Annotated in this window: 20 protein-coding genes; 15 read left to right on the forward strand and 5 right to left on the reverse strand. The window is 65.9% G+C overall.

Going from position 1 to position 22886, the window contains the following annotated elements:
- The first annotated feature begins 160 nt into the window (after positions 1–160).
- The 5 genes from ACFQE9_RS05620 to ACFQE9_RS05640 all read left to right on the forward strand — a co-directional run bounded on the left by ACFQE9_RS05620 (position 161) and on the right by ACFQE9_RS05640 (position 5832).
- On the forward strand, positions 161–814 hold the full coding sequence (locus ACFQE9_RS05620) for a lactate utilization protein (protein ID WP_379741613.1): 654 nt from the start codon (positions 161–163) through the stop codon (positions 812–814).
- Between the two features lie 249 nt (positions 815–1063).
- On the forward strand, positions 1064–2230 hold the full coding sequence (locus ACFQE9_RS05625) for a C45 family autoproteolytic acyltransferase/hydolase (RefSeq protein WP_379741616.1): 1167 nt from the start codon (positions 1064–1066) through the stop codon (positions 2228–2230).
- 52 nt (positions 2231–2282) lie between these two features.
- Positions 2283–3128, forward strand: coding sequence for a phosphogluconate dehydrogenase C-terminal domain-containing protein (locus ACFQE9_RS05630; protein ID WP_379741619.1), 846 nt, complete (start codon positions 2283–2285; stop codon positions 3126–3128).
- Between the two features lie 1275 nt (positions 3129–4403).
- The gene (locus tag ACFQE9_RS05635; RefSeq protein ID WP_379741622.1) at positions 4404–4805 is read left to right on the forward strand and encodes a DUF5805 domain-containing protein; all 402 of its coding nucleotides are present in this window, start codon (positions 4404–4406) and stop codon (positions 4803–4805) included.
- Positions 4798–5832 carry a tyrosine-type recombinase/integrase gene (locus ACFQE9_RS05640; RefSeq protein WP_379741625.1) on the forward strand — a complete coding sequence of 345 codons (1035 nt, stop codon included), beginning with the start codon at positions 4798–4800 and terminating at the stop codon, positions 5830–5832. Before ACFQE9_RS05635 ends, ACFQE9_RS05640 begins: the two co-directional genes overlap by 8 nt.
- Positions 5833–6015: 183 nt before the next feature.
- On the opposite strand, the gene ACFQE9_RS05645 is transcribed toward ACFQE9_RS05640, so the two are convergent.
- Positions 6016–7518, reverse strand: coding sequence for a DUF790 family protein (locus tag ACFQE9_RS05645; RefSeq protein WP_379741628.1), 1503 nt, complete (start codon positions 7516–7518; stop codon positions 6016–6018).
- Between the two features lie 117 nt (positions 7519–7635).
- On the opposite strand from ACFQE9_RS05645, the gene ACFQE9_RS05650 reads away from it, so the two are divergent.
- Positions 7636–8037, forward strand: a complete 402-nt coding sequence (locus ACFQE9_RS05650; protein ID WP_379741631.1) for a hypothetical protein — start codon at positions 7636–7638, stop codon at positions 8035–8037.
- A 47-nt stretch (positions 8038–8084) separates the two neighbouring features.
- Here the strand turns inward: ACFQE9_RS05650 and ACFQE9_RS05655 are convergent, their stop codons facing one another.
- Positions 8085–9425: a DEAD/DEAH box helicase family protein gene (locus tag ACFQE9_RS05655; RefSeq protein WP_379741634.1), complete on the reverse strand. Its 1341-nt coding sequence runs from the start codon at positions 9423–9425 to the stop codon at positions 8085–8087.
- Positions 9426–9683: 258 nt separating this feature from the next.
- Here ACFQE9_RS05655 and ACFQE9_RS05660 point away from each other — a divergent pair, with 258 nt between their 5' ends.
- The gene (locus ACFQE9_RS05660) at positions 9684–10046 is read left to right on the forward strand and encodes a hypothetical protein (RefSeq protein ID WP_379741637.1); all 363 of its coding nucleotides are present in this window, start codon (positions 9684–9686) and stop codon (positions 10044–10046) included.
- A 91-nt stretch (positions 10047–10137) separates the two neighbouring features.
- Here the strand turns inward: ACFQE9_RS05660 and mvaD are convergent, their stop codons facing one another.
- Positions 10138–11130: a phosphomevalonate decarboxylase MvaD gene (gene mvaD, locus ACFQE9_RS05665; protein WP_379741640.1), complete on the reverse strand. Its 993-nt coding sequence runs from the start codon at positions 11128–11130 to the stop codon at positions 10138–10140.
- 117 nt (positions 11131–11247) lie between these two features.
- Here mvaD and ACFQE9_RS05670 point away from each other — a divergent pair, with 117 nt between their 5' ends.
- The 4 genes from ACFQE9_RS05670 to ACFQE9_RS05685 all read left to right on the forward strand — a co-directional run bounded on the left by ACFQE9_RS05670 (position 11248) and on the right by ACFQE9_RS05685 (position 14178).
- Positions 11248–11574, forward strand: a complete 327-nt coding sequence (locus tag ACFQE9_RS05670; RefSeq protein WP_379741643.1) for a 2Fe-2S iron-sulfur cluster-binding protein — start codon at positions 11248–11250, stop codon at positions 11572–11574.
- 40 nt (positions 11575–11614) lie between these two features.
- Complete coding sequence (pyrB, locus tag ACFQE9_RS05675; RefSeq protein WP_379741646.1) at positions 11615–12532, forward strand: aspartate carbamoyltransferase; 918 nt, start codon at positions 11615–11617, stop codon at positions 12530–12532.
- A complete protein-coding gene (gene pyrI, locus ACFQE9_RS05680) occupies positions 12529–12999 on the forward strand; it encodes an aspartate carbamoyltransferase regulatory subunit (protein ID WP_379741649.1) in 471 nt (156 codons plus the stop codon). The genes pyrB and pyrI overlap by 4 nt, the downstream gene beginning before the upstream one ends.
- 306 nt (positions 13000–13305) lie before the next feature.
- Positions 13306–14178, forward strand: coding sequence for a glycoside hydrolase family protein (locus ACFQE9_RS05685; protein WP_379741652.1), 873 nt, complete (start codon positions 13306–13308; stop codon positions 14176–14178).
- Positions 14179–14220: 42 nt separating this feature from the next.
- Here ACFQE9_RS05685 and ACFQE9_RS05690 read toward each other — a convergent pair whose 3' ends face one another.
- Positions 14221–15531 carry an HAD family hydrolase gene (locus ACFQE9_RS05690; RefSeq protein WP_379741656.1) on the reverse strand — a complete coding sequence of 437 codons (1311 nt, stop codon included), beginning with the start codon at positions 15529–15531 and terminating at the stop codon, positions 14221–14223.
- Between the two features lie 117 nt (positions 15532–15648).
- Complete coding sequence (locus ACFQE9_RS05695; RefSeq protein WP_379741659.1) at positions 15649–17817, reverse strand: thioredoxin domain-containing protein; 2169 nt, start codon at positions 17815–17817, stop codon at positions 15649–15651.
- 178 nt (positions 17818–17995) lie between these two features.
- On the opposite strand from ACFQE9_RS05695, the gene purD reads away from it, so the two are divergent.
- From purD to ACFQE9_RS05715, 4 genes are all read left to right on the forward strand, one after another.
- Entirely contained in the window at positions 17996–19279 is a 1284-nt protein-coding gene (gene purD, locus ACFQE9_RS05700; RefSeq protein WP_379741662.1) for a phosphoribosylamine--glycine ligase, read from the forward strand.
- Positions 19280–19393: 114 nt separating this feature from the next.
- A complete protein-coding gene (locus ACFQE9_RS05705) occupies positions 19394–20659 on the forward strand; it encodes a mandelate racemase/muconate lactonizing enzyme family protein (RefSeq protein ID WP_379741665.1) in 1266 nt (421 codons plus the stop codon).
- A gap of 182 nt (positions 20660–20841) precedes the next feature.
- Positions 20842–21882 (forward strand): thiamine pyrophosphate-dependent dehydrogenase E1 component subunit alpha, encoded by a 1041-nt coding sequence (locus tag ACFQE9_RS05710; protein ID WP_379741668.1) that lies wholly within the window; start codon positions 20842–20844, stop codon positions 21880–21882.
- Entirely contained in the window at positions 21882–22877 is a 996-nt protein-coding gene (locus tag ACFQE9_RS05715) for an alpha-ketoacid dehydrogenase subunit beta (protein WP_379741671.1), read from the forward strand. Before ACFQE9_RS05710 ends, ACFQE9_RS05715 begins: the two co-directional genes overlap by 1 nt.
- Positions 22878–22886 lie beyond the last annotated feature (9 nt).

A 22886-nucleotide genomic window follows, 5' to 3' on the forward strand; every position in this document is an offset into this window, starting at 1 on the left:
GGACGCTTTCCGATCGTTCCCCGAACGCCCCCCGATCGCTCCCGTCTCCATTCCCAGGCTCCGTCGGTAACACTCGGGTCACTACCTGACACCGGCGTCCGCGAGCGCTTATGCGTCGTCCGCCACTACCGATGGATGCACACGACCCGACCGTTTCCCCATGTCGCAAAAATCAACCTACGTAGACGAGACCGAGATCGACGCATCGCTCGACGACCTACCCGACGACGACGCCATCGACGAGACGGTGGCGAACCTCGAGGCCAACGGCTTCGAAGTCGTCGTCGTCGAGAGCGCCGAGGGGGCCCTCGAGACCATCCAGTCGCACGTTCCGGCGGGTGCCTCGGTCATGAACGGCCACTCGACGACCCTCGAGGAGATCGGGTTCGACGAATACCTGAGCGAGGGCGACCACGAGTGGGAGAGCCTCCCCGACGAGATCTGGAGCATCGACGACGACGCCGAGCGGCAGGCCGCTCGCCGCGAGTCCCAGACGGCCGACTACTTCCTCGGCGGTATCAACGCGATCGCAGGGACCGGCGAGCTGGTCGCGGCCGACCGCTCGGGGAGCCGCATCGGCGCCTACCCCTTCGCTGCCGGCAACGTGGTCATCGTCAGCGGCGTGAACAAGATCGTCGACGACCTCGACGCCGCGCTCGACCGGCTCGAATCGGTCGCCTATCCCCTGGAGAACGAACGGGCGAAGGACGCCTACGGCGTGGAGAGCGCCGTCGCCAAACAGCTGATCTTCCGCCAGGAGCTCGAGGAGGGACGAACGACCGTCGTCCTCGTTCGCGAACGGCTGGGTTACTGAGACCGCGGAGCCGCATCCACGCGGATCGGTTCTGCCACCCCGGTCGTTCCTCTCTGTCGTTCCGCTCAGTCTGCCCTCTCGATCGTGTCTCTCGATCGTCCCCCTCGGTCGTCCCGTTTCGACGACTTCCGGAGGGATCGGAACTCGAGAACACGACGGGTTTCGTGATGCTTGGATACCGGATCCGGACGTCTCGACTCCGCTCTCCGGAATACTACTTTATGCCTACGGACGGACGTGTGGTGTGTAATGTCCAAGCAAGCACGTTCCTCGAAGGACGGTCCGATTCGGGGTCTGAAGCTCACTGGCTCACCACGCGAACGGGGCCTCACTCACGGGGAGGAGTTCGCGGACGAGATCGAACGGAACCTCGAGATCTACCTCGACGTGTTCGAGCACAAGGGCTCCGACGAGGAGACCGTCTACGAGCAGGCCGAGCAGTTCGTTCCCCTGATCGAGGACGAAAACGAGGCGTATGCCGAAGAGATGCGGGGCGTCGCCGAAGGCAGCGGGCTGTCGATCGAGGACGTAACGATCCTCAACGCGCGGTACGAGGTGATGTACAGCGCGTTCAAGCAGGCCGCGGACGAGATTAACGAGGGGCTCCCGGACGCGTGTACGGCCTTCGGGGTTCGGAACTCGCTTTCGGACGACGGGCACACGTACGTCGGCCAGAACTGGGATTGGATGCCGGGGTTGGAGACGTTCGTGATGGACGTCGAACTCGAGGACGGTGCCGATCACGTTGTCATGACCGAGGCCGGGATCGTCGGCGGCAAGATCGGCGTGAACGAGGCGGGTCTCGCGATGACGCTCAACGGACTCGTCACCGAACACGACGGAGAGGAACCGTTCCGGAAGCCGTACCACGTTCGGTTCCGCGAAGTACTCGCATCCGAGCGAATGGATGCCGCCATCGAATCCCTGATCGCCAGAGATAGGGCCTGTTCAGCGAACGTCATCGTCGGCCACGAGAGCGGGGAGATGATCGACCTCGAACTCTCGCCCGAGACGGCCAATTACCTCTACCCCGACGACGGTCTTCTCGTTCACACCAACCACGTCGAAGACTCCAGCTCGATGAATAGCGAGTTCGAGAGACTCATCCCCGATACGCTGTGTCGCGCGCCCAGACTCCGACGGTTGCTGACGGAGGACGCCGATAAGATCGGCGAAGGAGACATCAAGGAGGCGCTCCGGGATCACTTCGACCATCCGAACAGCATCTGCCGTCATCCCAACGAGGACGATCCCGAACTGGATCGCCTCGAGACCGGCGGCAGCTTCGTGATGGATCTCACCGAAAAGCGCCTGCTCGGAACCAACGGTCCGCCCTGTGAACACGAGTACGTCGAGTTTCAGGTCGGTAGCTCGTCCTCTCAGCCACAGGGTGCAGTCGACGGCCGCCATCCCTGATTAGGTGTGAACGTCGCACAAACCCTAAGTCCCCCTTCCGTGAATCGGGACCATGTCCACTGCGACCGCACTTCTCGGCGCCGGCGGGAAGATGGGGCTCCGTATCGTCGATCGGCTCGAAGATCACTCCGACTACGAGATGCGCTACGTCGAGCCGGCACCGGAGGGACGCGAGCGGCTCGACGATCGGGGCGTCTCGGCAGTATCACAGGAAACCGCACTGGACGGCGCCGACGTGGTGATCCTGGCCGTCCCGGATACGGTGATCGACGACGTCTGCGACGACGTCGTTCCGGAACTCGACGCCGGGACCATGGTGATCCTGCTCGATCCCGCAGCCGCCTACGCTGGTGGGCTTCCCGCGCGCGAGGACGTCTCATACTTCATTACACACCCGTGCCACCCGCCCCTGTTCAACGACGAGACGGACCCGGAGGCAAAACGGGACCTGTTCGGCGGTCAGGACCTCGCAAAACAGAACATCGTCTGTGCGCTCCACCAGGGGCCCGAATCGGACTACGATCGCGGAGAGGAGATCGCTCGCGACATCTACGCGCCCGTGATGGACGCACACCGGGTCACCACCGAACAGATGGCGTTTATGGAACCCGCTCTCGTCGAGACGGTGACCGCGACCTGTTTGTACGCGATCCGCGAAGCGATGGACTACGTCGTCGAGGAGGCGGGCATTCCGGAGGAGGCCGCACGGGACTTCGTCCTGGGCCACGTCCGGACCGAGAGCGCGGTCATCTTCGATGAGGTGGAGTATCCCCTCTCGGACGCCGCGCTCGAGGCCGTCGAGGAAGGCCGCGAGGAATTGTTCCGGGACGGCTGGAAGGAGCGCGTCTTCACGGCCGAGAGCGTCGAGGACAGCACTCGAGAGCTAACCGAGAAATGACCGCGTCGAACCGGCGGGATCCTCCGTCGGCTAACGTCGAACGATCGCCAGCCGGCTTCCCCGGCGAACGCTCCATGACGGACGTCCTTGGCGAGATACTGAATGATTGCAGCTACCCGGCCAGCTACTGTGTCGTCGACGAGATCGTCGCCAAGATCTGCCTGCCAGGGGGGTGATTTAGTATAGCGAAATATAATTTATGAGTTCGAGATCGATCGCCTCGAGAAGTCGATCGACTCCCGAGACCCCACGAGACCGAGAGGGTGTGAGGTCGCGCACAACCGATCGTCCACCGTGTCGCCCACGATTCGACGCTCGATGGATCACACGCAGTTCGATCACCTGCTGCCCGAAGCCGAATTCGAACTACCCTGGCCACGCCGATCGCGACGGCCCGTGATTCTGAAACGCGTTCCGCGGGTTCCCAACGACAGTTTGACCTCCGAGGCGATCATGCCGACGTGGAGGCGGAGAATGGCACCTGGATCGACGGTATCGCCCGTGAAGGTATCGCCGTCACTGCTGTATCACACGCCATCAATCGGCCCATCTTCCCCGAACATCACGCCCATCGACGGTTGAGGTCTCGATCGATGCACGTCTCCCGATCGTCGAGCCGATGGTACACTCGTTTACGGACGGGACATCGGATCGGCTCCGGGCGGATCAAAACGGACCCAAATGCGTGTCGAGACTGAACGAAGCGGTCGGCATCACCTCATGAGAACGTTCCCGCCATCACCACACCCCGTAGGAAGCCTTTCTCCCCTTCGGGACGCCGGACGGGACACTGCTCCACGACGGGATATCGGACGTTTCCCCCCGTGTCCTCATCGAGTATCCTCCCTCCGGCGACGATCTCCTCGATCCACTCGAACCAGGCCCAGTTTGGGGTCCAATGATTCGACACATCGGAGAACCGATCCGCGCCTCTCCAGTCGATCGAGTCGGCCGGCGAACCCGACCCGGCCTGCGGTGGTTCGAACGTGAGATCGAACGCGAGGCCAACGAGGGTTCGAACCGAAGACGAGCGCGGAATCGGAACTTGAAATCCCACCGGAACATCTCGACGATCGACATTCATCGACTTATACGGGATCGTAACACCACACTCGACTCATTTGATTATCCGAATATATCGCACTAAATAGTGCTTATCCGAGTCCATATGCACCAATGTGCGAGGAGATATGGACCTACTATTCTGGATAAGGGCTCTTATCCGTGGAAATAGGGATAGATTGATTATCCCACGGCGAGACTCGTCGAGTGACGATGAGCGAGGATCCGAACACGGATCGGACGTCGGTGCGGACCTACGTTCCGGCGTATCAAAAGGAGGAATGGTCCGAACACGCCGACGAGCTCGGAATGTCCCAAAGCGAGTTCGTCCGCACGATGGTGCAGGCGGGACGTCGCGGGTTCGACCTCGACGGGGGCGACGATCGGACCGTCGAGGAACCCGCTGATCAGCACCCTGACCCCGGGGGTGGCGACCTCGAAGACCGGATCCAAACGATCCTCGAACGGGAAGGGGTGATCTCCTGGAACGACCTCCTCGAGGAGGTCACGGGGGAGATCGAGACGCAACTCGAGGAGACGCTGGACCGGCTCCAAGACGAGGGCGCGGTTCGCTATCGCGGCCGCGAGGGAGGCTACGTGTTGATCGATGAGTAGCCAGGAGACGGAGCCGGCTCCCAAGGACCCGATCGGGTACTTCCTCGAGGACCTGACCTATCACGGAAAGACCGAACGGACGAGGGGTTCCTACGAGCGCGTTCTGCGCCGCTTCGAGGCGTTTTTGAGCGAACGAGGGACGTCCACGTCCGAAGCGTCCCATCGTGACTGTATGGCGTTCGTACACTCCCTGCGCGGCGATCTCGCGGAAAGCACCGTTGCGACGTACGCGGCGTATCTCCACCGCTATTACGCCTACATGACCCAGATAGGCGTCTTCGAGGCGAACCCGATGACGCTCGTGATGGAGGAGATGGACGAGTCGATCGACAAGGACCCGTCCCGCCGCGAGATCGACGTCTCGAGCATGCGGACCTTCGTCGCCGGCATTCGACATCCGCTCCATCGGGCCATCGTGGTTACGCTGTTGAAGACCGGCGTTCGCGTGGGCGAGTTGTGTAACCTCGATCTGCGTGACGTCGCGCTTTCGGATCCCAACGTCGAGGCCACATACGAGGTCGGAACGCGGGCGGCCCTCGATGGACGCCCCGATTCGCTGTACGTCACCGGGGATGCACGCGTCGGCCAGTCGCTAAACGGGGAAGTTCGGACCGCCGCAAACAAGCGTAAACGGGATACGGTGATACCGATCGACGACGAGTTGGCGACCGTGTTGAAGGCGTGGCTCGCGGTCCGTCCCGACGCGGTCTCGCCGGCAGAACCCCTCCTCGTCTCCACCGCCGACGGCTGGGGCGAGCGGATCGACCCCGAGTCCGTCCGTCACGTGATCGAGCAATACGCCCGCGATCACGGGTGGTACCACACCGGCGGCGGGGCGAGCGAGAACGTCACTCCCCACTACTTCCGGCACTTCTTCACCACGCATCTACGCGAGCGGACCGGGGATCGCGGCGTCGTGAAGTACCTCCGTGGCGACGTCGCCGACGACATCATCGACACCTACACCCACAACTGGGGCGACCGCGTCCGCCGGATCTACGAGGCGAACGTCTATCGACTGGTGTAGGATCGCTCGTCGAATATTTCATCGATCCCTCTCGACCTCGAGAAGTTCGAGGGCGATACGGTAGCGGATCGACGGGAGACGAATGAATCACATTTCGCTATATAGAAATGCTACTCCGGAGCCGATCGCTCGATGATCACTCGACGCGCACTCGATCGCCGATAGAGAGTCTCTCGAGGCGGTTCAGTTCCGTTCACGGAGCGTTCCGCCGGCGAGCCCGTCCCACTCGACGCGGTAACCCAAGCGTGACAGTACCGTGCTCGCGTCGTCGATGTCGACCTCCGACAGGACGGACTCGGCCTCGTTTAACGACATCCCGGACTCGATCCGATCGTCGAGGCGCTCGAGGACGTCGGGGCGCACGAGCGTTCCCCCGAGCCGCTCGTGTTCCGGAACGGAGATCCCGTCGAGCGCGTCGGTCGCGACCCCGTGTCGGGCCGCGAGGGCTTCGATCGTCGTGACGTCCTCGTCCGGGCGGAGCACGTCGGGAAGCGTGGACGCCGCCTCGGCGAGGAGCTCCGACTCGTACTCTCGGAGCACGTCGACGACGTCCTTCACCCGAACGGTCCCCGAGTAGGTCACGACCCGGTGATCGCGTGCGGCGATCTCCTCGCCGACGCCGAGCGACTCGTCGACCGCGACGATCAGCTCGACGGATTCGACCGTCTCGAGCTGAGAGAGCTTCTTCTCGACGTACTCGGGGGTCCAAAAGCCCATCACTTCGAAGAAGACGCTGAAGTCCCCGTGGTCGTACTCGAAGGCGAAATCCGGGATCATCACGCTCGTTCCCGTCTCCAGGGGCTCGGGCTCGCGAACGAGGGCCCAGTCGAGATCGAGGGATCGAAACCGTCCGGCGAAGTCGGCCTCGACGCCGCTGTCGAAGGTCGGCTCCGCGAGCGGCTCGACGCCGGGAACGGTCACGTCGCCCTCGGAAAGCGTCATCGTCCGCTCCGTGCCGCGGTCGTCGATCGTGGCCGTGAGTCGCCACTCCGGCGCCTCCGCGACGGACCGGAGCAGGCGGGCGAAGGCGGTGCCGTACCGGCGGGTGCCACGAAACAGGGAGTCGGGGCCGGTCACGACGACCTCGCGTCCCTCGTCGGTCCGTTCGATCTCGTACATCAACCCCAGCCGCTTCGTGGCGCTCACGAGCCGTTTCGGGTCGGCCGATCGGACGCGGACCTCCGTCGCATCGAACAGCGCCGTCTGGGCGAGCGAGAGGTCGTACCGCTCGAGAAGCGTCTCCACGTCCCAGCGCGGCTCGAACCCGACCATTACCTGCTCGGCCTCGCGGTCGGCGTAAAGCGACTCCTCGACCGCGGTCGGAGCGACCCCGAGTCCGTCCGCGGCGACTTCGAGGGCTCGTTCCCGCTCCTCCTCGGAGGCGACGCCGACCGATTCGGCGGCCTCGAACGCCTTTCTTCGCGCCCGCTCCGGCGGGAGCGGCGAGCGCGTCTCGAAGGTGGCCTCGCGTTCCAGGAGCGCCGCCAGCCCCCGGACGAGCTTGAAGTCGGCGGCCTCCGCCTCGAGATCCGAGAGGCCGGCCTCCAGTTCCGCGCGTCGGTCTCCGACGTGCTCGCGGAAGGTCCCGATGAGCCGCTCGGCGAGCGGTCGGTCACCCTCGTCGGTGAACGTCGGCGCGTACCCTCCGCCCGCTCGCGAAACGCGGAGGTGGTCCTTTCGAAGCACGGTCGTACCTCGGTTGCGATCCCGTAAAACCCACCGGCTGGCTCCGGTGTCGAAGCGGGGACCGCTTCGCCCCGCGGATGGGGACAAGCATTTGTATCCCCGAGCGAACCCTCGCACATGCGACGACGGGGGTTCTTGACCGCGGCGCTGTCGACCGTGGTCGCGGGCTGTCTCGGGGAACGCCCTCCCTCAGGCCCACGACATCCCCCGAGTGGCGGAACGCCGCCGGGTTCCGGCCCGGAGACCGCCACACCCTCTCCCGGATTACGACTCGCGGATCGGGACTTCTCCGAACGTGAGAACGGGGGGCTCCTCGTCGAGGCCACGATCGAGAACACGGCGTCGGAGACGCGGACCGGAACGCTCGTGGTCACGGCGACGACGCCAGAAGAGGAAGCGACGGAAACCCGGGACCTCGAGGTCGATCCCGGATCGGAGATCGATGTCGCGGTCGAGTTCGAACTCACCTACGGGGAGTTCATAAACGGCGGCAGTCTCTCGTTCGACATCGAGACGTGACTCCTCCGGCGGGTTCGAACGCCGGATCTCGTCCTCTCCTCGTTCGATCAACGCCGACGATCGGCCACCCGCTCTTCGGCGGTGTCGGCCGTCACGAGCTCGTAGAGAACGGCCCGACCGCCGTCATCTTTCGGACGGAGGATCCGCCCGAGCCGCTGGGTGAACTCGCGTTCGCTTCCCGACCCGGATAGGACGACGGCGACGTTCGCGTCCGGCACGTCGACGCCTTCGTCGAGGACGTTCGCGGCGATGATCCGCGAGTAGGTTCCCTCGCGGAACCGCTCGAGGGTCTCACGGCGCTCTTTCGTCCCAGTCTCGCTCGTGATCGCCGGCAACAGGAAGCGCTCGGACAGCCGATAGACGAGGTCCGTGTGTGCGGTGAAAACGATGACGCGGTCGTCACGATGGCGGTCCAGTATCTCCGCGAGTTCGCGTCGTTTGTTCTCCGCGTTCATCATCACCCGGCGGGCCTCCTGTTTGGCCAGCAGGGCCTCGCGTGCGCGGGGGTCCCGTCCCGATCGCATGACGAGCTTCCGGTAGTCGCTCCCGCTCGAGAGCGTGAGCCCGGAATCACGGAGATACTGGACGAACGTTCCCTGTACGTTCTCGTACCGTTCGCGCTCCTCGGGGGTCAACTCGACCTCGATCCGTCGCACGTCATAGGGGGCCAGATGCTCGCCCGCGAGGTCGTCGACAGCGACGTCGTACACCTTCGGTCCGATCAGATCCTCGACGACGCGGTGGGCATCGTCGGGTCGCTCGAAGGTGGCCGTCAGTCCCATTCGGGCGGGTGCGGCGAGGAACCGGGCGACGTCACGGTAGCCTTCCCCGCCGAGATGGTGCACCTCGTCGAAGACGACGAACCCGAAGTCGTCCCCGACGTCGTCGGCCTTGAGGTACGCCGAATCGTACGTCGAGACGGTTATCGGCTCGCGTTTCTGGGTGCCGCCGCCGAACCGACCGATGGGCATCTCGAACTCCCGTTCGAGCTCTCGGACCCACTGTTCGAGGAGGTCGATCGTCGGCACGACCACGAGCGTCGCCACGCCGAGTTCGGCCATGGCGGCGATCGCGATCACGGTCTTTCCGGCTCCGGTCGGCAGCTCGAGGACGCCGCGGTCGTCGTTTTCGTGCCACGCCTCCAGGGCCTTCCGTTGGTACTCCCGAAGCCGGTAGTCCGTCGACAGCGACAGCGCGGGCAGATCCAACACGTCGTCCACGACCGAGAGGCCGGCGACCTCGAGCGCGTTCAGGATCTCGGCGTAGCGAGCCGCCGGAGCGCGCTCCACGTCTCCTCGGTCGTCGTGTTCCACCCCGGGAAGCGGCGGCAGCGGCTCGTCGGCCTCGATCCGGATCGTCCCGTCCTCGTAGCTGAGCCGTACGGTCATCGGCGCACGCGACTCACTCGCGGACGCACATATAAAGACACACCGCCATCCAACCCCGACATCGATCACCGCTACCTCCACATCGACATCGATCGACGGCGAAGGTTCAAATCGGAGCGGGAATCATCGCCCCCGTGAAATCCCGATCGGCTCGACGCGGAACGCGGGTGTGTGGTACGGACGCGTCGAGAATTCCGGGTTCATAGCCCGTACCGCCTGTTCGCCAGCGTAAAGGGAACGGCCGTCCGATCGGTAGACATGCCGATCATCGATTCGATCGCGGTCTTCCTCGTCAGCTTGCTCGTGGGAGGCCTCTCCATCTTCGTCGCCGCGAGCATCGTGGTCGACTCGCGGAGCTACGAGCACGCGCTCGTCACCGCCGTGATCGCGGCGATCGCCCAGACGATCGCCGGCTGGTTCACCGGGATCCCGTTGGTGGGCGAGCTGTTGCCGCTTCTCGCGTGGATCGCCGTGATCAAGTGGCGATACGCCGCCTCGTGGATCAACGCCGCGATCATGGGCTTTCTCGCGTGGGCGGCGGCGATACTCGTTTTGACCGTCCTGCCGTTCGCCGGCATCGACGCCTTCGGCGTGCCGTTCACCTCGACCACCTACTTGTGAATTCCCACGAGTTGGGCATCGCGATGTCGGCGATCGAGGTGTCCCGAAACCCGTCGTCGACGCCGAATACGATTCGGAACGCGGACTCGCCTCAAAAGAGCGACTCGCTCGGGTCCAGAATTCGCGCTGGGCCCCCGACGGACCAGACGTCGGTCTCGATCCCGATCTCCGCGATCCGGGACTCCACCTCGTCGACGTACGGCTCCCGCGTGTTGACGTACACCGACGCACCGGTGTCCGTCGAGAAGTACACCGGGACGCCCTCCTCGCGGAGCTCCCGCACCGCGTTGAACACCGCGATCGTCTCCGGCTGCCAGTAGACCCAGCCGGCCGGTCCGGTCATCGTCGTCGCCGTCAGCGACAGCGAGTCGTGTTCGGCGAGTTCGAAGATCCGATCGAACGATCCCGCACGTAGCGCGTCGGTCATCTCGGCCAGCTGTCCGTGGATGTGGGCCATCCGTGCGTCGAACATGTGGCTCGCCTCCGCCTCCCGGTGGGCCTCCTCCGTCTCCTTGTAGGACGGAACGTGAGCGGCGACGATCCGGAGGTCGGATTCGGGATCGAATCCGTCCTCGCCCTCGCCGACCGGGAGCCGGCGGGCTCTGCAGTCCTCGTCGTTGAGCCCGGTCTCGAGGATGGAGTAGGCGCCGGTCACCGCGCGGGCCGCCGAGGACGATCCACGTCTGGCGACCGCGGAGATCTCCGGGCGGGACAGATCCAGGCCGGCCGCCTCCACGAGCGCGGTCGCCGCGGCCGCGAATCCCGAGGAGGACGACCCGAACCCGATGTTCGAGGGGAAGGAGTTCTCGCTTTCGAACCGAACGGCGTGGTCGAACCCGGCCAAGGCCCGAACGCGATCCACGACCGCCTCGACTCGTTCTCCCGCACGCCCCTCGACGACGTCGTCGTCGATCCGAAAGACGTCCTCGCTGCCGTCCGGTTCCCACTCGACGGTGGTCGTGGTGGCCGTCGGCGCCGTACAGAGGCTGATGGAGTCGTGATACGGCAGCCGCCGTTCCTCGTCGCGCATGCCGTGGTACTTGACGAGTCCCTGGATCGGATGCGCCCGTGCCGTGGCCTTCATACCGGGTATGTTCGGGCAACGCGGGATTAGCGTTGCGAATGACTGGCGTGGAGGTACCGACATGGCGATCCGGACCCATGACAAGAGTTTTGCCGACCGTGCGCGGATCGGATCGGTATGGCCGAGTACACCGTCGAGTTCGTCGGGACCGGCGAGACGATCGAGGTGTCCGACACGCAGACGATCCTCAACGCCTGCCTGGAGGAGGGCATCGCCCAGGAGTACTCCTGTCGGGTCGGGATGTGTCTGGCCTGTTCGGCCGAGATCGTCGACGGCGAGGTGACTCAACCGGCCGCGCGTGGCCTCACCGACGAGGAGGCCGAGCGGTACGCGTTGACCTGCATGGCGCGCCCGAAATCCGACCTCCGGCTCGATCGGGGCGTCTATCCGCCGAGCATCGAGGGCGCAACGTCACAGGGAGGACCGTCCGCAGCAGACGACTGACCCGACGGATTCAAGACGGTTCCAACCGGCGGGATAGACGATGCGTCAGGACCACCTCATCACCGCGACCCAACTCTCGCGGGCGGACATCGAGGCGGTGCTCGACCGGGCGCGAACGATCGACGACTCGCCGTCGACGTTCGCGGACCGGTATTCGGAGTCCGTGCTCGCGCTGTGTTTCTTCGAGCCGAGCACGCGCACGAAGATGAGCTTCGAGACGGCGGCAAAGCGGCTCGGCGCGGATACGATCGACATGGGATCGATCGAGTCGTCGTCGGTGAAGAAGGGCGAGTCGCTCGCCGACACCGCCCGGGTGATCGAGGGGTATGCCGACGCGATCGCGTTGCGCCACCCGAGCGAGGGCTCCGCGAAGATGGTCTCGGAGTTCGTCGACGTGCCGGTCATAAACGCCGGCGACGGCGCGGGCCAACATCCCTCCCAGACGCTCCTCGATCTGTACACGATCCGGGAGCGACACGGCCTCGACGACCTCACGATCGGCGTCATGGGCGACCTCAAGTACGGTCGGACGGTCCACTCGTTGTCGGCGGCGTTGACGAACTTCGACGCCACACAGCACTTCATCAGCCCCGAGTCGCTTCGGCTCCCGCGATCGGTCCGGTTCGATCTCCACGAGTCGGGTGCACGAGTCCGCGAACACACCGAGCTTGAGGGAGTCCTTCCCGAACTCGACGTCCTGTACGTCACCCGGATCCAGCGCGAACGATTCCCCGACGAGAACGAGTACCGATCGGTCGCCGGCCAGTATCAGATCGACGCCGAAACGCTCTCGTCCGCCCGCGAGGACCTGACGATCATGCACCCGCTTCCCCGCGTCGACGAGATCGCCCCGGAGATCGACGAGACGGACCACGCCCGCTACTTCGAGCAGGCGCACAACGGAGTCCCCGTTCGGATGGCGCTTTTGGACGCCCTTCTCGGGGGGACGGACCGATGAGCGCCGATCCCACCGACCACGAACTCCGCGTCTCGAAGATCCGAAACGGGACCGTGATCGACCACATCACGGGCGGACAGGCACTCAACGTCCTCGCCATCCTCGGGATCGATGGCTCGGAGGGGTTCGGCGTCTCCATCGGGATGAACGTCACCTCGGACCGTCTCGGTCAAAAGGACATCCTCAAAGTCGAGGGCCGCGAGCTGAGCCAGTCTGAGGTCGACGTGCTCTCGCTCATCGCCCCGGAGGCGACGATCAACATCGTCCGCGAGTACGACGTCGTCGAGAAGAACCGCGTGGAACGACCGTCGGAGGTCGTCGGCGTGCTCTCGTGTCCGAACCGGAACTGCATCTCGAACGATTCGGAACCGGTCGCGACCCGATTCGAGGTGCTCGAGGACGGGGTCCGCTGTGACTACTGCTCCGAGATCATCCGCGATCGGATCGCCGAACACATCGACGTTTGAACCCGGAATTGCGATCGTGGTCGAGGAATCGACACGAAACCTTCCCGGTAGTTTTTAGCCGCTCCCCGACCGAGGGACGACCATGAGCTCGAAAGCAAAACTGGTGGTCGCACTGGTCCTCGTAGCAGTCGTGTACTTCCTCGTCTCCGGCGACAAGGAGCCGGTCGAGGTCGAGTAGCGCGATCCAAACCCGGAACAGGACGGCCGAGTTCGTGCGGACCCACCGACTTCCGCACGAAACGCCGAGATGACGCGGGCTCGTCCGCGAACGTCCTTTTTAACACCGCTCGTCGAGTACCCACGGACATGTACGGTATCGTCACGCGAAACGCCGACGACGTCTCGATGGACCAGTTCGATCGCGGCTTCTACGAGGTGAAGGACGTCACCGGCCGCGCGTCCGAACCGATCGACGACGCCGTGAACATGGTCTCGTGTTTCGGCGACAACGCGGCAGCCGGCGAGAATCCGGATCTGGTCCCCGTCAACGACCGCGGCCAGCCCGCGACCCGCGATCGGACCCACTTCGATTGGGCCTACATCTGCCCGACCCATCCCGATTACCGCGAGGGGCTGTTGGAGATAATCGAGGACTGTGGCGAGCGTCATCCCGACGTGCGGCTCGACGACGTCGGGTTCCCACGGGAAGGCTACTGCCAGTGTGACCGCTGTGAGCGGAACTTCGCCGACAGCGATCACGAACGGTGGGAGGATTGGCGAGCCGAGGTGATAACGGAGTTCGTCGCCGACGCGAGCGAGCGGATTCCCGGCCGGACGTACCTCACGCTGTATCCGGACCCGCATCCCGGACACCTGTATGCGCGTTCGGGGCTGGATCTCGACGCGCTCGTCGAGTACGTCGACGAGTTCGTCGTTCCCCTCTACGACGTCGAGTACGGTACCACCTACTGGCTCGAAACGATCGCACGCGGGTTCCGATCGCGACTGGGCGGCGATTACGACGTCCACGGAGCTCCGCCGCAAACGCCCTTCTCGGTCGAGCTGTACGCGGTCGACGTCGACGTCGACGCGCTCGTTCACGCCACCGAGGTCGCCGAGGTCTACACGAAGGACGTGCTCTTCGGTTACGACGCCTCGAATGCGGCCGCCGCCCTCAGACGCCGGGACGCCGACTCGCGAGACGGCGAGGTCCATCGCCCCGATCCCGACGACTCCTGAACAGCCGGTCGGCTACCGCCTGAACGGGCGGTTTTCGAGCCCTCACTCGAGCCGTGCGAGGAGGTTGAGTACGTAGATCGTTCGAAGCATGCGTGCGGACTGGCCAGCCTTGAACGTGAGCTCGTCGGTGCCCATGACGTGTGAGAGCACGTCGCGCGAGGCGTGGTCCGGGGCCGCGGAGATTCCGGTTCCGTTCTCCTCGGCCCACCGCATCATCCGGAGGTCGGATTTGCTGTCGCCCATCACGAGCACGAACGGGTCGTCGATCCCGAGCACGTCGAGGGCGGCCGTGATGCCCTCGACCTTGTTGAGCTCGAGCGAGCTGATCTCGGCGGCGTCGGCGTGGTAGTAGCCGACGTCGACCCTCTCGAGGAGGTCCGAGATCGGACCGGGGATCGATTCGACATCGCGGTCGCTCGTCTCGCCCGCGGCCTCGAGAACCTCGCTGATCTCGGGATCGAGGTGGCCGTAGTGTGCGCGCGCCCACTGGCTGCCGACGTTGGTATCGGCGTCGTCGTCGGCACCATCCGTGGAGTCGGCATCGATCCCCACATCTTCGATCTCGCCATCGGCGCCGGATCGGACGTCGACGACGGCCTCCCCGAGGAGGTCGATCAGGTGGATCAGCCCGCGGTCGATGACGGTCTCGGCGTCCGCGCTCCCCGTCTCGAAGTTCGGCTTGAGCGTCACGTTGAACTCGTTGCCCTGGAGGTGACAGCCGCGCCGGACCGCCTCGGGCGCCTCGGAGAGAATTCGCGTTCGGACCGACTCGAAGACGGAGCGAACGTCGTCGTCGAGGGACTCGTAGAGGAGCCGTTTGGTCCGCGAGCCGTGTCCGGGCGTGAACACGCCGTTTCCGGCCTCGTAGACGATGGAGAGGGTCCCGGAGTGGACGAGCTCGTTTCCGAGTCCCTGGATCATGAACCCCTTTACGTTCTCGAGAGTCTGTCCGGTACAGATGACGATCGGTACGCCCCGCTCGTGGAACTCCGTGAGCAGATAGAGCGTCTCGCGTGGGATCTCGTTGTCCGTCCCGCCGGCCGATCGAAGGGTCTCGTCGACGTCGAGGACGAGCGCGTTGACCGCACGTCCGTATCGATTCAGGAGATCGAGGCCCGAGAACGCGGTCTCGCGGTCGGCGTAGGCGGCGATCTCCGCGAAGGTGGCGCCCGCCGGGAACGCCTCGCGGATCGCGGACTTCCGTCGGTCGAGCTCGTCGCTGGCCTCCTCCCAGTGTTCGAGCGCGACGCGGGAGTCGACGGGCGGAAACAGATCGACGAAGAACTGGTACTCGCGTAACGTCTCCGTATCGAACTCCTCGTAGAGGCGATACAGGAGGTCGTACCGTTCCATACGCTCGGGTCTCGCTCCGGGGTTAAGAACGTACCCAACCGCGAAGCGGCGCCGCGATCGCCGCCCGCTCCGGCCGGGGCGGGCAGACGGATTCACGAAGCCCCCAGCGAAATCGCCTCACTCGCGCGCTCGCAGCCACTCGAGGGCGTCCTCGAGGTCGGTCTCCGGCGGCGAGCAGGCGAACCCGTGGCAGGCGTATACGGTCGTTTCGCCGCTCCTCGCGTCGCGGCCGGCCCAGACGGGCGGGACCTCCGTGAGTCCGAGGCGCTCCGTCCACTCGTCGAGGCGATCGTCGTCGCTCGGACGGGGCGCCACCGTCGCGTTCGGGAGATACGTTTCGGAGAGCGTCTCCCACCACCCCGTCGGCAGCTCCGGGCCGACGATCACGAGCTCCGTTCCGCCGCGCTCCAGGCGGTCCGCGAGGAGGGCCAACGAGACGTGTTCGAGCGGGCTCGCCTCGATCCGGTCGGCGTGCGTCTCGACCACTCGTTCGGCGATCCGGCGGTACGGACGGCCGGAATCGCCGCCGACGAAGCCGTCCAGATCCGCGAGCAGGCCTGCGGCGATCCCGACGCTCGAGGGGAGCGAACGGTCGGTCAAATCGCGCGGGCGGACCGAGAGACGGCTCCCCGCCGTTCCGTCCTCGGGCTGTGCCGGCGTCGTGTATATCGTCCCGGCGTCCTCGTCGTAGAAGGCGTCGACGACGCGGTCGGCCAGTTCGATCGCGAACGCCAGGTGGTCGATCTCCCCGGTGACCTGGTAGGTGTCGAACGCGCCGCGAGCCAGGTACGCGTAGTCCCCGAGGTAGCCGGGTCCCTGGCGGTCGCCGTCGATGATGCGCCGGTCGAGTCGGCCCTCCTCGGCGTCCCAGAGGTGTTCTCGGAGGAAGGCGAGCGTCGACTCCGCCCGGTCGGCGAGCGACGGATCGAGGACCCGTGCGCCGGCCGCGAACGCGGAGATCATCCGTCCGTTCCAGCCGGCGATGACCTTCTCGTCGCGTGCGGGGCGAGGGCGTTCCTCGCGGGCCTCGTAGAGCGCCACGCGTGCGTCCATCAGCCGTTCGCCGACGGAACTCCGATCGAGGTCGTACTCCGCCGCGATGTCGTCGATCGACGCCGCGAGCGTCGGGACGGTCGTGCCGCCCTCGAAGTTGCCGCCCGGGGAGATTCCGTAGCGATCGCGAGCCAGGGAGGCGGCGGGCTCCTCGAGGACAGCGTCGACCTCCTCGGGCGTCCAGGTGTAGAAGGCGCCCTCCTCGGGGTCACCGCTCGTGGACGGGCGCGACTCCGGGGGAACGCTTCGGGCGTCGAGCGTGCCGTAGAAACCGCCGTCCCCGTCCGACAGCTCCCGCTCGACGAACGCGAAGGTCTCGCGAGCGATCCGGGCGTATCGCGGATCGCCGGTCTGCTGGTGGGCCCGCAGGTAGACGCGCGGGAGCTCCGCGTTGTCGTAGAGCATCTTCTCGAAGTGCGGGACCGTCCAGGACCGATCGGTCGCGTATCGGTGGAATCCCCCGCCGATCTGGTCGTACACGCCCCCGGCGGCCATCGCGTCGAGCGTTCCGGTCATCGCCTCCGCGAACGCGTCACGGCCGGAGACCGCGTACGCACGCGAGAGCAGTTCGATCCGCCCCGGCTGCGGGAACTTCGGGCCGCTCGATCCGAACCCGCCGTGTTCCTCGTCGTATCCACGCACCGCCGCGGCCGCGCCCTCCTCGAGGATCGCTTCGCCCGGCGACTCGCCCGGCTGGTCGGGCACGGACTCGACGCGGTCGCGCGCCGCGGCCCGCCACTGCTCGGCGCGTGACTCCATCTCCGCGCGCTGGTCTGGGTCGCTCCAGGAGTCGGCGATGCGTTCACAGAGCTGTGTGAATCCCGGCCGGCCGCGGGTCGGCTCCGGCGGGAAGTAGGTGCCGACGTAGAAGGGGTCGCCCTCCGGGGTACACCACGCCGAAAGCGGCCACCCGCCGCCCCCGGTGACGAGCTGGCAGATCGTCATGAACACCGAGTCGACGTCGGGCCGCTCCTCCCGGTCGACCTTGACGGGGACGAACGACTCGTTGAGCAGTTCGGCGACGTCGGGATCCGAGAAGCTCTCCTCCTCCATCACGTGACACCAGTGGCACGCCGAGTAGCCGATGGAGACGAACACCGGCACGTCGTGATCGTCCGCGATCTCGAAGGCCCGGTCGTCCCACGGCTGCCAGTTGATGGGGTTGTCCGCGTGCTGGCGCAGGTACGGACTCGCCTCCGCCGTCAGCCGGTTTCGATCGGTCGGAGTGGTCATGGACGGAGTTGTGCCTCGACGGGGAAAAGCCGTCCTACAGAGGTCCGCGAAGGGAATCCACGGCTTCAGCCGCACGAGGAGATACACGTTGACGGGGTCTCCGATATCCCCACATCCGTGGATCGTCGTGCGGTTTTCAAGGACAAGGTTTACACTACCGTGAGCAAACTTCCCGCGTATGACCGAGACCGTCCTGCTGGTCGGCGGCGGCGGCCGCGAGCACGCGATCGCGCGTGCCCTCGTGGACGACTGTGATCTGTACGCGTGTGCGGCGAACGAGAACCCCGGCATCGTCCGGGCCGCGGCCGGCTTCGAGTCGATCGACGAGACGGACGCGGACGCCATCGTGGAGTACGCGGAGTCCGTGGACGCCGATGCCGCGATCGTCGGCCCCGAGTCGGGCCTGGAAGCGGGCGTCTCCGACGCGCTCGACGCCGCGGGAGTCTACACCTTCGGCCCGCGCGCCGAGGAGGCCCGGATCGAGACGGACAAGGCCTACCAGCGGCGGTTCATGCGCGAGAACGACGTTCCCGGCTGTCCGGACTTCGAGACCTTCGAGGACATGGAGGCGGCCTGCCGATACATCGACGACTACGACGGCGACCTCGCGGTCAAGCCGGCCGGACTAACCGGCGGCAAGGGCGTGAAGGTGATCGGCGACCAGGTCACGGACGAGGAGGCGAAGACGTACCTCCGCGAGTCGGACTACGACCGGGTCGTCCTGGAGGAGCGGCTCGTCGGCGAGGAGTTCACGATCCAGGCGTTCGTCGCGAACGGCGAGGTGCGGACCACGCCCGCGGTCCAGGACCACAAGCGCGCCTACGAGGGCGACGAGGGGCCGAACACCGGCGGGATGGGGTCCTACTCGGATACGGGGTTCTCGCTGCCGTTCATGGACGACGGCGACTACGAGGACGCCGTCTCCATCATCGAGGCGGTCGTCGACGCCCTGCCGGAATACAAGGGCGTCCTCTACGGGCAGTTCATGCTCACCGCCGAGGGTCCGAGGGTCGTCGAGTTCAACGCCCGCTTCGGCGACCCCGAGGCGATGAACACGCTTCCCGTCCTCGAGACGCCGTTCCTCGAGGTCATCACCGCCGCGCGGGACGGCGAGCCGCTCCCGGAACTCGAGTTCACCGGGGAGGCCACCGTCTGCAAGTACGCGGTTCCGGCCGGCTATCCGACCGACCCCGACTCGGGCGCGCGGATCGACGTGGACGAGGAGAGCGTCGGGGACGCGTTGTTGTTCTACGCGAGCGTCGACGCCCGCGAGGACGGCATCTACACGACGACCTCGCGGGCCTTCGCCGTCGTCGGCCTCGGGGACTCCATCTCCGCCGCGGAGAGCGCCGCCGAGGACGCGCTCGCGGCCGCCGGCGACCGCGTTCGGATCCGCCACGACATCGGAACGCGCGACCTCGTCCAACGCCGGATCGACCACATGGAAACGCTTCGCGGGTGAGACGGTCCAGAGAGTCCGGCTGCCGGTGACGGCGGGTACGGTTGATCCGACCGGGGTCCGAGGCCAGGACGCGCAACAAGTTTCATTATAGTGGTGAGTGTCGAGTGAAACGGTATGGCAAACGATTCGAAATATCGCCAGCTCGTCGCGGACATGATGGGCGGCATCGGATGGCGCGATCTACGCGAGACGGATCAGCGTCGCGCGCCGGACCGCGACGTGGAGATCACGGACATCAAGACGGCGGTCGTGGAGGGGAACTTCCCGTGGGTGCTCGTGAAGGTCGAGACCGACGCCGACGTGTACGGGTTGGGTGAGGCGTTCCCCGGCCCGGCCGGCGAGCACGTGGAGTTCCTCAAGCCCGGTCTCGTCGGCCAGAACCCGCTCGACATCGATCGCCTCACCGAGCACATGACCCAGCTGCTTTCGGGCCTGGGCGGGTCGACCGGATACTCCCAGGCGGCGGTCTCGGGGATCGAGATCGCGCTTTGGGACATCGCGGGGAAGCTCACGGGACTGCCGGTCTACCAGCTGCTCGGCGGGAAGTACCGCGACGAGGTCCAGATCTACGCCGACTGCCACGCCGGCGAGAACCTGGCGGAGGCCACCTCACAGGACCCCCGCGACGTGTACTCGCCGGAGTCGTACGCCGAGGCGGCACGCGAGGTCATCGACGAGGGCTTCGGGGCGTTGAAGTTCGACCTCGACGTGAAGATCGAGGACGCAGACACCGCGACGCGGCGACTGTCGCGTCCGGCCATCCAGCACAAGGTCGACATCGTTCGCGCCGTCCGCGAGGAGATCGGCTACGAGCCGACGCTCGGGTTCGACCTCCACTGGAACTTCTCGGTGGAGACCGCGACCAAGATCGCACGGGAGGTCGAGGAGTACGATCTCGACTGGATCGAGGACCCGGTGCCGCCGGAGAGCGCCGAGACCCACCGCAAGGTGTCCGAAAGCACGTCGACGCCCATCCTCGCCGGGGAGAACCTCACCCGTGTCGAGGACTTCCTCCCGTTTTTTTCGGAGCAGGCCCTCGACGTCGCCGCGCCGGACATTCAAAAGTGCGGCGGGCTGCTCGAGTTCCGGAAGATCGCGACCGTGGCCGACGCCTTCGACGTGCCCATCGCGCCACACAACATCTCGAGTCCGATCGGCACGATGGCGAGCGTCCACGTCTGTGCCACCGTCCCCAACGCGTTCGCGCTGGAGTGGCACGCGCGTGAGGTGCCGTGGTGGGACGACATGCACACCGAGAACGCGGACCTCATCCAGGACGGCGCGATAGACGTGCCGGAGGAACCCGGACTCGGAGTCACGCTCGATCCCGACACGGTCGAAGCCCACCTCGCGCCCGGCGAGGAGCTGTTCGAGCTGTAGCGGCTGTTCGAGCTGTATCGTCCGCTCCCTACAGCCGAACGCCCTCGACGGCGACTTCTTCACGTTCGGCAGGTTACCACTCTCGTCCGGTTCCGGACTTCACCGATCGACTTCAAGCGCCCGTCGTCCCGAGACTCCCACCATCAAAACAACTATGTCCGAATGTAGGCAACGCGTCACCAGTGACAGAGATTGACATTCACACGGACGACGGTAAGATCGAGGCACTCCGTCGGATGTTGCTCGTGAGGGAGTTCGAAGACACCGTCCAGGACCGGTTCGCGGACGGCGAGATCCCCGGGTTCGTACACCTCTCGCAGGGCCAGGAGGCCGTCGCGGTGGGCGTCTGCGGGACGCTCACCGTCGACGACTACATCACCAGTACACACCGGGCCCACGGTCACAGCATCGCGAAGGGGCTCGACCCCGACCGTGCACTGGCCGAACTGTACGCGAAGGAGACGGGCTACTGCGACGGAAAGGGCGGCTCGATGCACGTGGCGTCCCTCGACGAGGGGATGCTCGGCGCACAACCCATCGTCGGGGCGAGCGCCCCGCTGGCCGTCGGCGCCGGCCTCACCGCCCAGTACGAGGACGCGGACTGGATCGCCGTCGCGTTCGTCGGCGACGGCGCCACCGCCGCCGGACAGGTCCACGAGGCGTTCAACCTGGCGGCCACCTGGGGCCTGCCGGTCGTGTTCGTCATCGAGAACAACCGCTACTCGGAGGGGATGCGGTTCGACGAACAGCACAACGTCGACGACCTCGTCGACATGGCCGCGAGCTACGGCGTCCCGGGCGAGGTCGTCGACGGACAGGACGTCGAGGCGGTCCACGACGAGATGGCCGAGGCCAAAGAGCGGGCCCTCGACGACGGACCCACCCTGATCGAGGCGAAGACATACCGTTACCGTGGGCACTTCGAGGGCGACCCGCAGCCCTATCGGACCGAGGAGGAGGTCGAGGAGTGGAAGGAAAACCGCGATCCCATCCGGAACTACACGGAGGAGCTCCTCGAGGAGGAAATCCTCTCCGAAGCCGACCACGAGGCGCTCCGCAGCGAGGTCGAGGCGGTCATGGAGGAGGCGGTGACGTTCGCCAGGGAGAGCGAGGAGGCCCCTCCGAGCGCGGCGTACGACGACGTCTTCGTCGAGGACGCGCCCGACGTCGAGGCCCACAGAAGTAGACTGGCGCGCGAGGAATCGAGCTGGGGGACGTACTGATGGTGCAGGCCGACGCGTGCGATGGCGACGCCGACAGGATGACCATCCGTGAGGCCATCCGCGAGGGGCTTCGCGAGGAGATGCAGCGCGACGAGTACGTGATGCTGTACGGACAGGACGAGCGCGACGGCGAGTCCTTCGAGGTCACGGCTGGACTCCACGACGAGTTCGGCGATCGACGCGTGAGGAACACGCCCATCAGCGAGGCTGCGCAGGTCGGGGCCGCCGTGGGTGCGGCGGCGACTGGCCTTCGACCGGTCGTCGAACTCAGCTTCTCGGACTTCATCGGCGTCTGCTTCGACCAGATCATGAACCAGGTCGGCAAGACCCGATACATGTTCGGCGGGGAAAGCGAGGTGCCGCTCGTCCTTCGCGCGACCGAGGGGGGAACCCTCGGTGCCGCCGCCCAGCACTCCGGGACCGTCCACACGCTCGTCTCACACCTGCCCGGGATCAAGGTCGTCGCTCCCGCGACGCCGGCGGCGTCGAAGGGACTCATCAAGGAGAGCGTCCGGTCGGACGACCCGGTGATGTTCTTCGAGAACAAGGCCATCTACGGCGAACGTGGCGAGGTCCGGACCGGCGACCGAACGGTCCCGCTCGGCGAGGCGAGCGTGGAGCGGGCGGGCGACGACGTCACGGTCGTTGCCACCCAGCGGCTGTTCGGCGAGGCGATGGCCGTCGCCGACGACCTCGCGGGCACCGCGGAGTTGGAGGTCATCGATCCGCGGTCGCTGTACCCGCTCGACGCCGAGACGATTCTCGACAGCGTGGCGAAAACCGGCCGTCTCGTCGTCGCCGACGAGAGCCCGATGTCGTACGGATTTCACGCCGAGGTGATGGCTCGGGTGATCGAGGACGGCTTCTTCTCGCTCGACGCGCCGCCACAGCGCGTCGGGGTCGCGGACACGCCCGTCCCGTTCGCACCGGACCTCGAAGCCGAGGTGCTGCCGAGCGCTCCCGACGTCGAACGGGCGGTCCATCGCGTCCTCTGAGTCACCACT

It is taken from the genome of Halopenitus salinus, from assembly GCF_042662125.1.
GTDB lineage: Archaea > Halobacteriota > Halobacteria > Halobacteriales > Haloferacaceae > Halopenitus > Halopenitus salinus.

Excerpts from the sequence above, each read along its gene's own strand:
- ACFQE9_RS05620 (WP_379741613.1), top strand. The coding sequence starts at position 161 with ATGTCGCAAAAATCAACCTACGTAGACGAGACCGAGATCGACGCATCG.
- ACFQE9_RS05625 (WP_379741616.1), top strand. The coding sequence starts at position 1,064 with ATGTCCAAGCAAGCACGTTCCTCGAAGGACGGTCCGATTCGGGGTCTG.
- ACFQE9_RS05630 (WP_379741619.1), top strand. The coding sequence starts at position 2,283 with ATGTCCACTGCGACCGCACTTCTCGGCGCCGGCGGGAAGATGGGGCTC.
- ACFQE9_RS05635 (WP_379741622.1), top strand. The coding sequence starts at position 4,404 with ATGAGCGAGGATCCGAACACGGATCGGACGTCGGTGCGGACCTACGTT.
- ACFQE9_RS05640 (WP_379741625.1), top strand. The coding sequence starts at position 4,798 with ATGAGTAGCCAGGAGACGGAGCCGGCTCCCAAGGACCCGATCGGGTAC.
- ACFQE9_RS05650 (WP_379741631.1), top strand. The coding sequence starts at position 7,636 with ATGCGACGACGGGGGTTCTTGACCGCGGCGCTGTCGACCGTGGTCGCG.
- ACFQE9_RS05655 (WP_379741634.1), bottom strand. The coding sequence starts at position 9,425 with ATGACCGTACGGCTCAGCTACGAGGACGGGACGATCCGGATCGAGGCC.
- ACFQE9_RS05660 (WP_379741637.1), top strand. The coding sequence starts at position 9,684 with ATGCCGATCATCGATTCGATCGCGGTCTTCCTCGTCAGCTTGCTCGTG.
- mvaD (WP_379741640.1), bottom strand. The coding sequence starts at position 11,130 with ATGAAGGCCACGGCACGGGCGCATCCGATCCAGGGACTCGTCAAGTAC.
- ACFQE9_RS05670 (WP_379741643.1), top strand. The coding sequence starts at position 11,248 with ATGGCCGAGTACACCGTCGAGTTCGTCGGGACCGGCGAGACGATCGAG.
- pyrB (WP_379741646.1), top strand. The coding sequence starts at position 11,615 with ATGCGTCAGGACCACCTCATCACCGCGACCCAACTCTCGCGGGCGGAC.
- pyrI (WP_379741649.1), top strand. The coding sequence starts at position 12,529 with ATGAGCGCCGATCCCACCGACCACGAACTCCGCGTCTCGAAGATCCGA.
- ACFQE9_RS05685 (WP_379741652.1), top strand. The coding sequence starts at position 13,306 with ATGTACGGTATCGTCACGCGAAACGCCGACGACGTCTCGATGGACCAG.
- ACFQE9_RS05690 (WP_379741656.1), bottom strand. The coding sequence starts at position 15,531 with ATGGAACGGTACGACCTCCTGTATCGCCTCTACGAGGAGTTCGATACG.
- ACFQE9_RS05695 (WP_379741659.1), bottom strand. The coding sequence starts at position 17,817 with ATGACCACTCCGACCGATCGAAACCGGCTGACGGCGGAGGCGAGTCCG.
- purD (WP_379741662.1), top strand. The coding sequence starts at position 17,996 with ATGACCGAGACCGTCCTGCTGGTCGGCGGCGGCGGCCGCGAGCACGCG.
- ACFQE9_RS05705 (WP_379741665.1), top strand. The coding sequence starts at position 19,394 with ATGGCAAACGATTCGAAATATCGCCAGCTCGTCGCGGACATGATGGGC.
- ACFQE9_RS05715 (WP_379741671.1), top strand. The coding sequence starts at position 21,882 with ATGGTGCAGGCCGACGCGTGCGATGGCGACGCCGACAGGATGACCATC.